Annotated in this window: 14 protein-coding genes; all 14 read left to right on the forward strand. The window is 49.1% G+C overall.

What is annotated here, in order from left to right:
- The first annotated feature begins 4 nt into the window (after positions 1-4).
- Positions 5-826, forward strand: a complete 822-nt coding sequence (locus tag ACFQ1C_RS04085; RefSeq protein WP_379557260.1) for a CheR family methyltransferase — start codon at positions 5-7, stop codon at positions 824-826.
- 134 nt (positions 827-960) lie between these two features.
- Positions 961-1,362, forward strand: coding sequence for a flagellar basal body rod protein FlgB (gene flgB, locus ACFQ1C_RS04090; RefSeq protein ID WP_379557261.1), 402 nt, complete (start codon positions 961-963; stop codon positions 1,360-1,362).
- The gene (gene flgC, locus ACFQ1C_RS04095; protein WP_379557262.1) at positions 1,359-1,778 is read left to right on the forward strand and encodes a flagellar basal body rod protein FlgC; all 420 of its coding nucleotides are present in this window, start codon (positions 1,359-1,361) and stop codon (positions 1,776-1,778) included. The genes flgB and flgC overlap by 4 nt, the downstream gene beginning before the upstream one ends.
- Positions 1,779-1,784: 6 nt before the next feature.
- The gene (locus tag ACFQ1C_RS04100; RefSeq protein WP_379557263.1) at positions 1,785-2,483 is read left to right on the forward strand and encodes a flagellar hook assembly protein FlgD; all 699 of its coding nucleotides are present in this window, start codon (positions 1,785-1,787) and stop codon (positions 2,481-2,483) included.
- A gap of 11 nt (positions 2,484-2,494) precedes the next feature.
- Entirely contained in the window at positions 2,495-3,784 is a 1,290-nt protein-coding gene (gene flgE, locus ACFQ1C_RS04105; RefSeq protein ID WP_379557264.1) for a flagellar hook protein FlgE, read from the forward strand.
- A gap of 1,042 nt (positions 3,785-4,826) precedes the next feature.
- Complete coding sequence (flgF, locus tag ACFQ1C_RS04110; protein ID WP_379557265.1) at positions 4,827-5,570, forward strand: flagellar basal-body rod protein FlgF; 744 nt, start codon at positions 4,827-4,829, stop codon at positions 5,568-5,570.
- 11 nt (positions 5,571-5,581) lie between these two features.
- A complete protein-coding gene (flgG, locus tag ACFQ1C_RS04115; protein WP_379557266.1) occupies positions 5,582-6,370 on the forward strand; it encodes a flagellar basal-body rod protein FlgG in 789 nt (262 codons plus the stop codon).
- A gap of 26 nt (positions 6,371-6,396) precedes the next feature.
- Positions 6,397-7,089, forward strand: coding sequence for a flagellar basal body L-ring protein FlgH (gene flgH / locus ACFQ1C_RS04120; RefSeq protein ID WP_379557274.1), 693 nt, complete (start codon positions 6,397-6,399; stop codon positions 7,087-7,089).
- Positions 7,090-7,369: 280 nt separating this feature from the next.
- Complete coding sequence (locus ACFQ1C_RS04125) at positions 7,370-8,473, forward strand: flagellar basal body P-ring protein FlgI (RefSeq protein WP_379557267.1); 1,104 nt, start codon at positions 7,370-7,372, stop codon at positions 8,471-8,473.
- A 645-nt stretch (positions 8,474-9,118) separates the two neighbouring features.
- Positions 9,119-10,111, forward strand: a complete 993-nt coding sequence (flgJ, locus tag ACFQ1C_RS04130) for a flagellar assembly peptidoglycan hydrolase FlgJ (protein WP_379557268.1) — start codon at positions 9,119-9,121, stop codon at positions 10,109-10,111.
- A 9-nt stretch (positions 10,112-10,120) separates the two neighbouring features.
- A complete protein-coding gene (gene flgK, locus ACFQ1C_RS04135) occupies positions 10,121-12,043 on the forward strand; it encodes a flagellar hook-associated protein FlgK (protein WP_379557269.1) in 1,923 nt (640 codons plus the stop codon).
- Between the two features lie 9 nt (positions 12,044-12,052).
- Complete coding sequence (flgL, locus tag ACFQ1C_RS04140) at positions 12,053-13,306, forward strand: flagellar hook-associated protein FlgL (RefSeq protein WP_379557270.1); 1,254 nt, start codon at positions 12,053-12,055, stop codon at positions 13,304-13,306.
- A gap of 579 nt (positions 13,307-13,885) precedes the next feature.
- Positions 13,886-14,107 (forward strand): TA system antitoxin ParD family protein, encoded by a 222-nt coding sequence (locus ACFQ1C_RS04145; protein WP_319781842.1) that lies wholly within the window; start codon positions 13,886-13,888, stop codon positions 14,105-14,107.
- A complete protein-coding gene (locus ACFQ1C_RS04150) occupies positions 14,100-14,228 on the forward strand; it encodes a type II toxin-antitoxin system RelE/ParE family toxin (RefSeq protein WP_379557271.1) in 129 nt (42 codons plus the stop codon). Before ACFQ1C_RS04145 ends, ACFQ1C_RS04150 begins: the two co-directional genes overlap by 8 nt.
- The last annotated feature ends 61 nt before the right edge of the window (positions 14,229-14,289 follow it).

A 14,289-nucleotide genomic window follows, 5' to 3' on the forward strand; every position in this document is an offset into this window, starting at 1 on the left:
ATTGATGAAGGATCTGACCGATCAACAGTATCGAGCGTTTTGCCAGTTTCTTGAAGCTAGCACAGGCATAGTGTTGGGCGAGAATAAGCAGTACTTAGTAAAAAGCCGACTCTCTCCGCTGTTATCCCGCTTTCATACAGAATCGCTTGATGACTTAATTGTTAAGAGTATGTCGCCGCGTGAGCGAGAGCTAAAAACAGCAGTAATTGATGCCATGACCACTAACGAAACCTTGTGGTTTCGTGACGTTTACCCTTTTACTTTGCTAAGTGAAAAGTTATTTCCTGAGCTAGCTAAGCCAGGTAAAACCTTAAAGATATGGTCGTCTGCTAGCTCCTCGGGGCAAGAGCCGTACTCTATTGCCATGACCGCACTCGAGTACCAGTCTCGCAAGCCGGGTGCATTGCCGGGGCTGCAAATTGTTGCCACCGACATTTCTAGTAGCATGCTGGAACAGTGCAAAAGCGGTATTTATGACAGCTTGTCATTGGCTCGGGGCTTGTCTCCCGAGCGCAGAAGCCAGTTTTTTACGCCGTTAGCTGAAGGAAAAATGCAGCTGCAAGATAAAGTAAGAAAAATGGTGTCTTTTCGGCCGTTCAACTTGCTGGACAGCTATAGCTTGCTGGGCAAGTTTGACATCATCTTTTGTCGTAACGTGTTGATTTATTTCTCTGCAGCCAATAAAACTAAGATTCTTAATCAATTTGCCGGCGCGCTGAATCCTGGTGGTTACTTGCTGCTGGGGGCGTCTGAGTCTTTAACAGGACTATCTGATAAGTTTGAAATGATCCGCTGTAACCCCGGAATTATTTACCGCCTTAAGTAATACTTGGCACCTCTTATACTCTGCTTCAGAAGTTTGGCACAAGCCTTGCATCGATATATGCAGGTTACATCAATATGAATTTGCATTAGCAAGTGTGCAAATCCGTTTGGCCAACACAATGTAAGAGGTGCAGGGTGACGATTTCCTTCGATAAAGCCTTTGGTATTCATCAACACGCCTTAGTGACACGCTCTAGCCGTGCCGAACTACTGGCCAGCAACTTGGCTAACGCCGATACGCCAGGTTTTAAAGCCAAAGACATGGATTTTCAGGCGGCACTTAGTCAAGCACAAAATAACCAAGGCTTTTCACTCGCTCGCACCAGCCAGCAGCATTTTGCCGTTAACCTAGCGCCCCCCGGTGCAGTGCAGTTTCGAGTGCCTAACCAACCCGACACCGGTGACGGTAATACAGTAGATGTGCAAACAGAGCGTAATAGCTATATGGAAAACGCCTTGCAGTATCAGGCTTCGCTTGAGTTTTTAAACGGTAAAATCAGCGGCCTGTTAAAAGCGATTAAAGGAGAATCAATGTGAGCCTATTTCGGGTATTTGATATTTCCGGCAGTGCCATGAGCGCTCAGTCGGTACGGCTTAATACCACAGCCAGTAACTTGGCTAACGCCGACAGCGTAAGCTCGAGCATTAACGAAACCTACCGTGCTCGCAAGCCGGTGTTTGCCGCTAATTTAGATCAAGCGTTGTCGAACCGCCAAGAAAGCGTCGGCGTTAAAGTGATGGGCATCGTCGAAACCGATAAGCCATTATTAAAAGAGTTTCACCCCGACCACCCCATGGCGGATCAAGACGGTTTTATTTATAAGCCGAATGTCAACGTGGTGGAAGAAATGACCGACATGCTAAGTGCTTCGCGCAATTACCAAACTAACGTGCAAGTAGCCGACGCCGCCAAGCAAATGCTGCAACAAACGCTGCGCCTAGGCAAGGGGTAATAAGCCATGCAAGTAAACCAAGATTACCTTAACGGCCTTAAATGGACTGGCGAAGCTAGCCCGGCGGAAAAAGCAGAACAAAATAATAATGCCAAGTTAGAACAAGAAGATTTTTTCTCTTTATTAACTCAACAATTGGCTTATCAAGATCCCTTTAAGCCAGCAGATAATGCACAAATGGTGTCGCAAATGACATCTTTTGCAACCTCTGAAGGTATTAACCAGATGAGTGCACAACTTGCCGGTTTAAATGAAGTGATGACATCTAATCAAGCATTACAAGCATCCAGCTTAGTTGGGCAAGATGTATTATTACCCAGTGATTTAGCATATTGGGATCAAGGTGACGCGGTAAATGGTGTCATTGCCGTTGGCGAAGGCGCACAAAATGTGAAGGTGCGTATAGAAGATGAAAGTGGTCAGTTAGTGAGAGAAATCACCTTAGATGGCCCTCAGCGTGGTAATACGCCTTTTAGCTGGGATGGCCTAAATGAGCAAGGTGAACCTGCTCCGGTGGGTAAATACCAGTTTAAAGTTAACGCATTAATCGGTAATGAACGACAAGACTTAAACCCATTAATGTTTGCTCGAGTAAACAGTGTCACCCTTGGTAGTGGCGATAGTCCTACTTTGGTTAATCTTTCTGGGCTTGGGGGCATCCCCTTAAGCCAAGTGCTTGAAATTGCAGGCCGTAAAGCGGCGTAAGGAGAACAATAATGTCTTTTAATATTGCCCTAAGCGGTGTAAATGCGGCCCAGAAAGATCTTGATGTAACTGCTAATAATATTGCTAACGTGAATACCATTGGTTTTAAAGAATCACGGGCTGAATTTGCCGATGTATACTCTAATTCGATTTTTGCAAACTCAAAAACTCAAGTGGGTAATGGTGTGCAAACGGCCGCGGTGGCACAGCAATTTCACCAGGGTAGCCGCTTAACTACGAATAATGCGCTGGATATGGCGATTAACGGCAATGGTTTTTTTGTAATGTCTAATGACACAGCTTCATTAGATAGAACCTTTAGTCGAGCGGGCGCATTTAGGCTGAATGATCAAGGCTTTGTGGTCAACTCTCAAGGTAGTTACCTACAAAAATTTGATGTAAATGAAGACGGAACGCCCATCTCTTTGTCTTTGAATGCTAGTGGCCCCCTGCAAATACCCGAGCGTGCCGGTGTGCCTAAAAAGACTGAGGGTACTAATGGTGAAATGAATCTGCCAGCAAAGGCGGAACCGCTTGACCCTGTAGGTTTCGATCCGGCTATATCTGAAACCTATAGCTCGTCCACTTCAGTGACTATTTATGACTCATTAGGTGAACCGCACACTTTAACTAAGTATTTTGTTAAAGACACCGCAGCAGAGAACCAATGGCAAATGTTCGCCTACGTTGATGGCCAGGATGCGCTAGGTACAGAGTTGTCCGATCCCAATGATCTGTCTTCTCCTATGATAGCTCGTACATTAAATATTACCTTTGATGAAAATGGCTTGATACAAGCCCCCAAGCCGACTGAAATCACGTCAAATGCGTTAGATTTTAATAATGGCTCTGATATTACACAAACGCTAGAAATTGGTTTTAGTAGCATTACTCAGTTTGCCTCTCCGTTTGAAGTTAGTCGTTTATCACAAGATGGAGCAACGGTTGGTCGCTTGACGAAGGTAGATGTTGGGCCCGACGGTAACGTGGTGGCAACCTACAGCAATGGCACTAATGAAAAGCTGGGTATTATTGCGTTGGCGCGTTTCCCTAACGATCAAGGACTAACGCAAGTAGGCGATACCCAGTGGCGACAGTCATTACTATCGGGCGAAGCCGTAGTCGGGCAGCCAAATACCGGCACCTTGGGTAAGATTGACGCCTCTAAACTAGAGCAATCTAATACCAACCTTACGTCTGAGTTAGTTGACTTAATTACCGCTCAGCGTAACTTTCAAGCTAACTCACGAGCATTAGAGGTAAACAGCACCCTAATGCAAACCGTGCTGCAAATACGTTAATTTAAAGCTGTAAGCTGTAAGCGATAAGCTGTCAGCTGTCAGAAAAACCAAATACCGCTCCTTTAAGGGCGGTGTTTTTGTTTATGCCGTCATCCTGAACTTGATTCAGGATCTCGCTTTAGTTTTGCTTTATGCCGTCATCCTGACGAAAGTCAGGATCTGCTCTTTAGCTTTTGTAGGCGAGCGCTTGCTCTCGCATTTCGCCGCTTTAAACCTGTGAAGTGTTAAGAGCAAAGGGGACGAGCCAAACACTGTCTTACCCCTATCGTCACCCTCGCGAAGGCGGGGGGCCAGTGCCCTTTGCAGGCATTTAAAAACCATCCTGCTCCGCAGTCCCTGCAGCTGAAGCGCAGGCTACAAGGTCGGTGTTTTTGTAGGGTGACGCTTTAGCTGGCACTCCCGTCTCAGCGGGATTTAAAAACTATCCTGCTCCGCAGTTCCAGCAGCTAAAGCGCTGGCTTACCTCTATCGTCACCCTCGCGAAGGCGGGGGTCCAGTGACCTTTGCTGGCATTTAAAAACCATCCTGCTCCGCAGGACCTGCAGCTGAAGCGCAGGCTTACCTCTATCGTCACCCTCGCGAAGGCGGGGGGCCAGTGTCCTTTGCTGGCATTTAAAAACTATCCTGCTCCGCAGGACCTGCAGCTGAAGCGCAGGCTACAAGGTCGGTGTTTTTGTAGGGTGACGCTTTAGCTGGCACTCCCGTCTCAGCGGGATTTAAAAACCATCCTGCTCCGCAGTCCCAGCAGCTAAAGCGCAGGCTTCCCCCTATCGTCACCCTCGCGAAGGCGGGGGGCCAGTGACCTTTGCTGGCATTTAAAAACTATCCTGCTCCGCAGGACCTGCAGCTGAAGCGCAGGCTACAAGGAGTGCGGTGTAGTGTTTGGCTGGGTGTTTTTCTTTAACTTCCAGCTTATCGCTCCAAGCTTTCTTTGTGGCACCAATCTTGCATTGTATTTAATCAATTAGCGGTCAGTGGCAGAACTTTGCGACTGTTCAGCATTAATCAGTATTTATTCGGCTAACTCACCGACGGAGCTGAAATGGATCATTTGCTTTATATCGCCATGTCTGGCGCCAAAGAAAACATGCACAGCGTGGCCGTGCGCTCTAATAACTTGGCCAACGCCAATACCACCGGCTTTAAAGCCGACATGGAGCAGGCGCGAGCCATGCAGGCCTTTGGCGAAGGTTTGCCAACCCGCGTATTTGCCATGACCGAGCGGCCGGGGCAAAGTTTTGCCTCCGGGCCCATACAAACCACGGGTCGGGATCTTGACGTTGCCGTGGCCGGCGACGGCTGGTTGGCGGTGGAGTCTAAAGATGGCGGTGAGGCTTACACCCGGTTTGGCAGCCTGCAAGTGGCGGCAGACGGATTGTTGCAAACTAGCAATGGCCTTAGCGTGTTAGACGACGGTGGTGCGCCTATCTTTTTGCCACTGCCGCTAGAAAAAATGGAAATAAATAAAGACGGTACCATCTTTGCTCGGCTAGAAGGCGAACCGGCCAACGGCGGCGCAGAATTGCAGCGTATTAAAACCGTACTGCCTAACAATGCCGATCTTGAAAAAGGGCCAGACGGTCTATTTCGTCGTAAAGACGGCCAAATAGAAGCCCCTTCGGCCCAAGTACAGCTGCTGGCAGGTGCACTAGAAGGCAGTAACGTGAATCCGGTTGCCGAAATGACCCATTTAATTGATTTGCAGCGCCGCTTTGAGACTCAGCTTAAAATGATGAGCCACGCGGAAGAAAACGATAAAGCCCATGCCCAGCTGCTGCGCATCTAAAGGAGATTACAATGAACCCAGCACTATGGATTAGTAAAACTGGCCTGGATGCTCAGCAGACCAATATCTCGGTAACCTCTAATAACTTGGCGAACGCCAGCACCGTGGGCTTTAAAAAAGGCCGCGCTATTTTTGAAGACTTGCTCTATCAAAACATTCATCAGCCGGGCGGCCGAGCCACTGCCGATACTAACTTGCCGTCGGGTCTAATGTTGGGTGCCGGTAGTAAGGTGGTGGCCACGCAAAAAACCTTTACTCAGGGTAGTGTGCAAACCACCGATAATGCGCTGGATGTGATGATTGATGGCCGTGGCTTTTTCGAAATGCTACTGCCAGACGGCACTACTGGTTATACCCGTAACGGCCAGTTCGCGCTTAATGAAGAAGGCGTGATTGTTAGCCCAGGCAACGGTTATCCGGTGCAGCCAGAAATGCAGATCCCCGATAATGCGCAAAGTATTAGCGTAGGCACCAACGGTGAAGTGTCTGTACAAATAGCCGGCCAGGCCGAGTCACAAATTATTGGCCAGCTTATTATCAGTGATTTTGCCAACCCTGCGGGCCTGCAACCTAAAGGTGAAAACTTGTATTTAGAAACCCAGTCGAGCGGTGCCGCTATGCAAGGTATTGCCGGTGCCGACGGTTACGGCACCATCAAGCAGGGCATGCTAGAAACCTCTAATGTGAACGTGACCGAAGAGCTGGTAAATCTTATTCAAGCGCAGCGGGTATATGAGATGAACTCTAAGGTGATCTCGGCAGTAGATGACATGATGGCGTATGTGAATCAGCAGTTATAATGATGAGCAGTGAGGGGACGAGCGTGATGCGAAACATAATTACCGCCTTAAGCTGGGTGGTTGTGCTAACTGCACTCGGTTTAGCCGGCTGTACGAGCACGCCCTATACGCCTAAGCCGGATGACCCAGATTTTGCGCCGGTGATCCCCAGCTTAAGCGAGCAACAGCTAGAGCCTAACGGCGCTATTTTTCAGGATAACTACGCCAACAGCCTATATTCCGACATTAAAGCGCACCGCGTTGGCGACATTATTACTGTGGATTTAGCAGAGTCGACCCGCGCCCAAAAGCGCGCGACTACCCAGCAGGGTAAAGATTCTAGCGTAAATATTGCCGCCCCAACCATTGGTGCCCGAGGTCTCAGCATTGCGGGTAATCCTTTTAGTGCATCACTGTCTAGCAGTAACGAGTTTGACGGCCAGGCCAACACTAACCAAAGCAACAGCTTGCAAGGCAGCATTACCGTGAGCGTGGCTCAAGTGTTGGCCAACGGTAACCTGATGGTGCAGGGCGAAAAATGGATTATGCTCAATACTGGCGAAGAATATGTGCGCATTAGCGGCATGATCCGCTCACAAGACATTGGTGCCGACAATCGAATAGAATCTAGCCGCGTGGCTAACGCGCGTATTTATTACGGCGGCACCGGCGACTTTGCCAACACCCAAAGCCGCGGCTGGTTAGCCAAATTTTTCAACAGCGAATGGATGCCTTTTTAAAGCAGCTTGAAGCCGTAAGCTAGAAGCTGGAAGTTAAAAGCAGGTACCGAATTTTGTAGCCGGCGCTTTAGCTGCCGGAACTGCGGAGCAGGATGGTTTTAAAATCTTGTGGGTTTAGTCTCTTTTTTTGTCGTCATCCTGATGAAAATCAGGATCTTGGGTTTAGCTTACGGCTTCCAGCTTACGGCTTCCAGCTTACGGCTTCCAGCTTCCAGCTTACGGCTTCCAGCTTACGGCTTAAAGCTTACAGCTTTGTTTTAAGGTTTTTCAGGAGAAATAAATGAAGCTGCTCACCGGATTATTACTGAGCTTAACCCTATTGGCCGGTGCCTTTATTCCCGCCCATGCGGCGCGAATTAAAGACATTAGCTCGGTAGCGGGCGTGCGAGCCAACCAATTGGTGGGTTACGGCCTAGTAGTGGGCTTGCCCGGCACCGGCGAGCGTAATAACGCCTTTGCTGCCCAAACATTTAGAACCATGCTCAATAATTTTGGCATTACGGTGCCAGACGATATGCGTCCTAAAATGAACGACGTAGCGCCGGTTGCGGTGCACGCCGAGTTGCCTGCTTTTGCTAAGCCCGGCCAAACCATCGATATTACCGTGTCGGCCATTGGCGAAGCCAAAAGCTTACGCGGAGGCTCCTTGCTACAAACCTTCTTAAAAGGGGTAGACGGGCGGGTTTATGCTATCGCACAAGGCAGTTTAGTAGTGGGCGGTTTAGGGGCAGAAGGCGCCGATGGCTCTTCTATTATGATCAACATTCCTACCGTGGGCCGCATACCTGGCGGTGCCATGGTAGAGCGCGAAGTGCAAAGCTCGTTTGGCCGTGGCGACACCATTACCTTTAACTTACATCGCTCCGACTTTACCACCGCTAAGCACATGGCAGAGGCCATTAACAACTTAGTAGGCCCTAACAATGCCCAAGCGCTGGATGCCACTTCGGTACGCGTTTATGCACCGCGCGACCCCGGCCAGCGCGTTAGTTACTTGTCTACCTTAGAGAACTTAGTAGTAGATGTGGCAGACGAAGCGGCGAAAATTATTATTAACTCGCGCACTGGCACCGTGGTTATTGGCCAAAACGTACAGTTAAAACCTGCTGCGATCACCCATGGCGGGTTAACCATCACCATTTCGGAAAACCCACAGGTATCTCAGCCTAATGCGCTTGCCGGTGGCCAAACCGTGGTAGTGCCCAATACCAATATTAACGTTGAGCAACAAGACGGCCGCATGTTTAAACTAGACACAGGCACCACGCTAGATGACTTAGTGCGCGCGGTTAATCAGGTGGGCGTAGCCCCAGGCGACCTAGTAGCCATTTTAGAAGCGCTACGCCAAGCCGGCGCCATACAAGGCGAGCTGGTTATTATTTAAGAGCAGCGCCCGGCGCCCAGCACCAAGCGCCCAGCTAGACAAAGAAAGGTGTGTTGTTTTAGCCGTCATCCTGACGCACGTCAGGATCTCGGTTTTAGGTTTTTCTTACAGCTGACGAGCCAAGCCTAAACCTAAAGATTTTTTGCCACGGAAGAACACGGAACGTACGGAAAAATTAAGATGAGATAAGTGCGAAAAGTACCAAGAAATCTTATTCGTAAGAGCAAAACCTAGACGGCAGGGATCGTATTGTTTTGTAGGCGAACGCTTGCTCTCGCATTTTGCCGTAGGCGAAACCTATCTTTGCCGCGACTCTTTGCTGTGAGAAGCACGGAACGCACGGAAAAATTAAGGTTGAGACAAGGGGCAGCCCTTCGGGCAGCGGTAAGCTTTAAGCCGTAAGCTATCAGCGAAGATAAGCACCGGCTCCTGCCTGTAGCCCTGCGCTTTAGCTGCTGGCTCTGCAGAGCAGGATGGCTTGGTTGTTGAACTTAACTTATGGCTTACAGCTAATAGCTTAAAGCTTTGTTTTAGATTTGATCTCTATTTTTCTGTGGGTTCCGTGGATTCCGTGGCAAATATAGATTTAGGTTTTTCTTACAGCTGACAGCTTAAAGCTTCCAGCTATGTTTTCAGGAGTAGCGGATGAAACCGGTCGATTCATACAGCAACAGCTTACTGGTTAACGACATTCAAGGGCTCGATAAGCTGCGCCAACAAGGTTTTGCACAAGATAGAGGCAAAGGGCTAGACGAAGCTGCGCAGCAGTTTGAAAGCCTGTTTACGCAACAGTTGTTTAAATCGATGCGCGCGGCTAACAAAGTATTTGAAGCCGACGGGCCCATGAACAGCCGCTACACCGAGCATTATCAAGACATGTACGACCAACAAATGTCATCGGAACTTAGTCGGCGCGGCAGCTTAGGTTTAGCCGATTTGGTCTCTAAACAGCTAGGCGGCGAACAGGCCGCACCGCAGCCCCAAGCTCGCCAGTTTGATCTGGCCGATGTGCGCCGAATATCCGGCAAAGTAATACGCCCCTTAGGTGCCGATGGCGTAGCTGGCGCGGTTGAAAAAGCCAAAGAAATGGCGCGCCCGCCATTGCAAGCCGCTAGCCTGTCAGCTAACGATAAAGACGCAGTGGTCTATAACGCCAGCGAGCCGTTTCGCTCGCCAGAAGACTTTGTAAAGCGCTTAATGCCCGCCGCAGTTGAGGCCGGAAAACGCATGGGTCTCCCGCCCGAAGCCATGCTGGCGCAGGCCGCGCTAGAAACCGGTTGGGGTAAAAAAATCATCGGGCCAAAAAATTCTGACTCTAGCCATAATCTTTTTGGCATTAAGGCCGATAACAGTTGGAAGGCTGAAAAAAAATGGGTGAACACCCTAGAATATGAACAAGGCATAGCGGTAAAGGTTAAAGCGCCATTTCGATCTTATGAGTCGTTTAATGACAGCTTTAACAACTATGTAGACTTTCTGCATGAGAACCCGCGCTACGGCAACGCCTTGCAGCAAACCGGTTCGCCTAAGCAATATTTTAAAGAGTTGCAGCAGGCAGGGTACGCTACCGATCCCAAATATGCCGACAAACTCAGCTCCATTTTTGATACCGTTACCCGACTGGTATCACAAGCATAAGGACACATCATGGCTGTTGATATGTATCAAACCGGTGTGAGTGGTTTAATGGCCGCTCAAGCCCAGTTAGCCACCACCGGCCACAACATTGCCAACGTGAATACCGAAGGCTACCATCGGCAACGTGCAGAGCAAATGACCGAAGGCGCTCAGTATTCTGGTGGTCAATTTTATGGCACTGGTACCAGTATTAGTGATGTTACCCGTATCTATCAACAGTACGCCTTTAAAGATGTGCTGACGAACAGCACCGAACAAGCCGGTGCCAACGCCATGTATGAGCAGCTGAACTACCTGAACAGCGGTGTGAACGACATGGGTAAAGCAGTGAGTCAAAACCTTGACTCACTGTATAAAACCATTGATGCCTTTACCGATAACCCCGCAGATTTAGGCAATCGTCAGTTGTTGCTGGGCCATGCTCAAGACGTAGCCAGCAGCTTTAATGCCATGCAGAACACCCTGAATCAGCAATATTCGGTAAACAGCGAAGACATTGCCAGCCGCGCTCATCGCGTTAGCGAGTTGTCTGCCGGCATAGCAGAGCTCAACCAACAAATTATGAACACCGGGACGAACAGCTCGCCGAATGATTTATTAGATCGACGCGATAAGCTGATTAGCGACCTTGGGCAAGAAGTCAGTATTACCACCATCAATGAGCCCAATGGCGTAGTGTCGGTGATGTTAGGTGGGCGCGAGACATTGGTGAGTGGCAGCCGTGCCTTTAGCTTGCAGGCCAAACCAGGCACCCCAGATCCGCAACAAACCGAACTGCACCTAACTGCGCCCGATCAACCTAATCTATCTACCAAGCTTAATGCCAGCGAGTTAGGCGGGAAGCTAGGGGCAACGGTTAAATTTAGAGACACGGTGTTGGCGCCTACCATGAGTGACATGGGGCGCACCGCCATCGGCTTGGCTGATGCCTTTAACCAGGTGCAGAAGCAGGGAGTCGACTTGAACGGCGTGCCAGGCGCAAACCTGTTTACCGATATTAATAGTGACAATGCTCGCATTGGCCGCTTTTTTACCGATAACGCCAACGTGAGCGGTGAAGTTACCATTACCGACACCGGCAAATTAACCGGCAGTGAATATCGACTCGACTATAAAGACGGGGATTACTTTATTACCGACTTAGCCGTTGGTGAGCGCCAACTCGTGACCGCCGATGCCGATGGTAATCTTAATGTAGATGGGTTTTCTATCAGCCTGAGTGATGTGCCTGCCAATGGCGATAACATGCTGATCCGCCCTACGCGCAATGGGGCGGCAGATCTTGCGGTGAGCTTGAAGCAGCCAGAAGGCCTGGCGGCGTCCAGCGCCTTTACCACCACCGCCAGCCCGCAAAACACCGGTAACGCCAGCTTAACGCCACATATAACAGACAGTAGCGGCCCCGAGTTGCCCACTAAAAACGATCCGTTAGTGGTAACGCTGGATGCTGCGGGTGACTATCAGGTGTTCAAAAAAAGCGACCCCACCACCATTATTCAAAATGGCACATTAGATCCCACCGATCCGGTGATTAGCCTTAATGGTCTGGATATTAACGTCTCGGGCCTGGGTAGCTCTGGCGGAGATAGCTTTGAAATTGCCGCCGCCAGTGGTGCCGGCAATAACGTCAATGCCCAAGCATTTGGTGATATTAAACAAAAGAAGTGGCTTAACGACGGCCAAGGCACTATTACAGACAGTTTGAACCAAACCATGGTTAATGTGGGTGGTAAAACCTACAGCCAAAAAATAAAAGCCGACTCTGCCGCCGCCGCACTAACCCAGTCGCAAAACCGCATGCAGTCGGTGTCGGGTGTTAATTTGGATGAAGAAGCCGCTAACCTGTTGCGCTTTCAGCAGGCTTATATGGCGTCTAGCCGAGTGGTTAGCGTGGCTAACGAACTATTTAACTCATTGCTGCAAATTCGCTAAGGAGAGGTTGTGCGCTTATCTACTTCACAATTTTATCAAAACAACCTGAGTCACATTACCAATAAAAGCGGCCAAGCTAATCAGCAGCTCGATAAGCTATCGTCTAGAGTGCGTGTACAAACTGCCGCCGATGATCCGGTAGCCGCCAATGGCATTATGAGTTACAAGCAAGAGCTGAGTAATATTGCTCGTTATCAAAACAATATTAATATGGGTGAAAATCTCCTACGCCGCGAAGAAAGCCTACTCACTAGCGCAGAAAATCTCAGCCAACAAGCCAAAGAGCTGATGCTAAAGGCCAACAACGGCGCTTATACCGCACAAGAAAAAGCGGCACTAAGCAGCGAGCTAAATAGTCGTATAGATGAATTATTAGACTTGGCCAACAGCCGCGATGAATTTGGTGATTATATATTTGCCGGCTTTCAAACCGATGCCGAACCTTTTTTACGTCAAGCCGACGGCAGCGTGAGTTATCAAGGTGACAGCGGCCAACGGGAATTAGCCATTAGCGATAATGTAAAAGTGGCGCTTAATCACGATGGCAAACTGGTGTTTGGTCAAGTGCCCAACCCTAAAGGAGATTTAACCGCCAGCTACAACTTGCAAGGCGGCGTACGCGAACAAGGGTTGATGGTTGAACAGGCAGTGATTAACGACGCTACTAATGTGGCCGCCGCCCAGCCTTATACCCTGACCTTTAGTGATAACGCCGGGGCGGTAGAAGTGCTAGTGAGTGACCGTGATGGTAATGCCCTGCTAGATAGCAACGGCGACCCGCTTATTCCTCAACCTTATCAGTCAGGCCAAGCCATTAGCGCCGGTGGCCTCAGCATTACCTTAACCGGCGAAGCCAAAGCCGGAGATGAAGTCACCCTGAAGGCAGATGCAGCCAACCAGGGAGCAGCCAAAAGCACGTTAGGTGTATTTGATGCGCTAAATCGAGCCAAAGAGTGGCTAGACGGTGACGGCAATACGGCCAGTGAGCAAAGTGAATTTGCCGATATATTAGACGAGCTAGACGCCGTGGGTGGCCACTTTACCCGCATTCGTGCCGACACCGGTATTCGACTGCAACGGCTAGACAGCCAGCGAGAAACCCATGCCGACATGACGCTCACGCTCGATAAAGTACGCAGTGGCATGGAAGACTTAGATTATGCCCAAGCCATTGGCGAGCTCAACCAAACCATGGTCGCCCTGCAAGCCAGCCAAAGTGTATTCGGCAAGCTGCAAGGCATGAGCTTGTTTAATTATATTTAATTAGCAGCGCCGAGCACCAAGCGCTCGGCACCAAGCTAAACCCAAAACACCGCTCCCACAAAGGGCGGTGTTTTTCGTTTTACCGAGCCAGTAACTACCTTTTAGACACTAAATTTTTTTGCCACGCTTCTTTTTTACGAGAGTCACGGAACAACACGGAAAAAGGATCAGATTGAAGTGAAAGCTGTAAGCCGTCAGCTGTATTTTCAGCCGTCATACCGGATCTGCTCCGGTATCTCTCTTGTAGTATTTGGGGGTTTACCCTTCCCCCTTTACTCATGACCCCTCACCGTTTTTTGTAGGCTATCGCTTTAGCTGATAGTCCCGTCTTAGCGGGATTTTAAAACCATCTTGCTCCGCAAGACCGTCGAAGTCCTCTTCACTGAAGAGACGGGCGGACTACAAAAAACGGTGTTTACCTTTATCTGACAGCATACAGCTGGCCGAAGGGCCTGCCGTCATCCTGATTAAGGCTCTTTTAACAATTTGTGCACGTAGCGTTCTTCATTTTTATGGTGCGCATTGCTACAAGTGTAGCGTTACGCTACACTTGTTGTGACTTATGCAAAGGAGCTTATTATGTCTACAGCGAGCATACGACTTGATCAAAATTTAGTGGATAAAGCCGCCATCATGGGAAAGGCGTTACACCGTACCACGCCCAAACAAATCGAACACTGGGCTAAAATTGGTGTAATGATGGAGGATAATCCAGAATTGTCTTATGAGTTTGTCAAACAAGCCATTATAGCCAAAGCGGAAAAAGAAGCCGGTAAGCTTGAGGCATATAAGTTTGGCTAACATAACCCAAATCCTGCAAACCCCTACCTTTAAAAAAGCGGTAAAAAAACTTCACCAAAACCAAAAAGCGGATCTAGATAAAGCGATTAAAAAGCTAATCGAAAACCCGCTATTAGGCTAACACCATTCAGTTAAGCGTGTTTAGAGCGAATGGTGTACCGAGTTTTTGATATCCGAACGGT

The sequence above is a fragment of the Oceanisphaera ostreae genome, assembly GCF_042676125.1.
In the GTDB taxonomy this organism is placed as follows: domain Bacteria; phylum Pseudomonadota; class Gammaproteobacteria; order Enterobacterales; family Aeromonadaceae; genus Oceanimonas; species Oceanimonas ostreae.

What these genes read in the sequence shown, in the direction of transcription:
- ACFQ1C_RS04085 (WP_379557260.1), top strand. Translation starts at nt 5, where the DNA reads ATGAAGGATCTGACCGATCAACAGTATCGAGCGTTTTGCCAGTTTCTT.
- ACFQ1C_RS04100 (WP_379557263.1), top strand. Translation starts at nt 1,785, where the DNA reads ATGCAAGTAAACCAAGATTACCTTAACGGCCTTAAATGGACTGGCGAA.
- flgE (WP_379557264.1), top strand. Translation starts at nt 2,495, where the DNA reads ATGTCTTTTAATATTGCCCTAAGCGGTGTAAATGCGGCCCAGAAAGAT.
- flgF (WP_379557265.1), top strand. Translation starts at nt 4,827, where the DNA reads ATGGATCATTTGCTTTATATCGCCATGTCTGGCGCCAAAGAAAACATG.
- flgG (WP_379557266.1), top strand. Translation starts at nt 5,582, where the DNA reads ATGAACCCAGCACTATGGATTAGTAAAACTGGCCTGGATGCTCAGCAG.
- flgH (WP_379557274.1), top strand. Translation starts at nt 6,397, where the DNA reads ATGCGAAACATAATTACCGCCTTAAGCTGGGTGGTTGTGCTAACTGCA.
- ACFQ1C_RS04125 (WP_379557267.1), top strand. Translation starts at nt 7,370, where the DNA reads ATGAAGCTGCTCACCGGATTATTACTGAGCTTAACCCTATTGGCCGGT.
- flgJ (WP_379557268.1), top strand. Translation starts at nt 9,119, where the DNA reads ATGAAACCGGTCGATTCATACAGCAACAGCTTACTGGTTAACGACATT.
- flgK (WP_379557269.1), top strand. Translation starts at nt 10,121, where the DNA reads ATGGCTGTTGATATGTATCAAACCGGTGTGAGTGGTTTAATGGCCGCT.
- ACFQ1C_RS04145 (WP_319781842.1), top strand. Translation starts at nt 13,886, where the DNA reads ATGTCTACAGCGAGCATACGACTTGATCAAAATTTAGTGGATAAAGCC.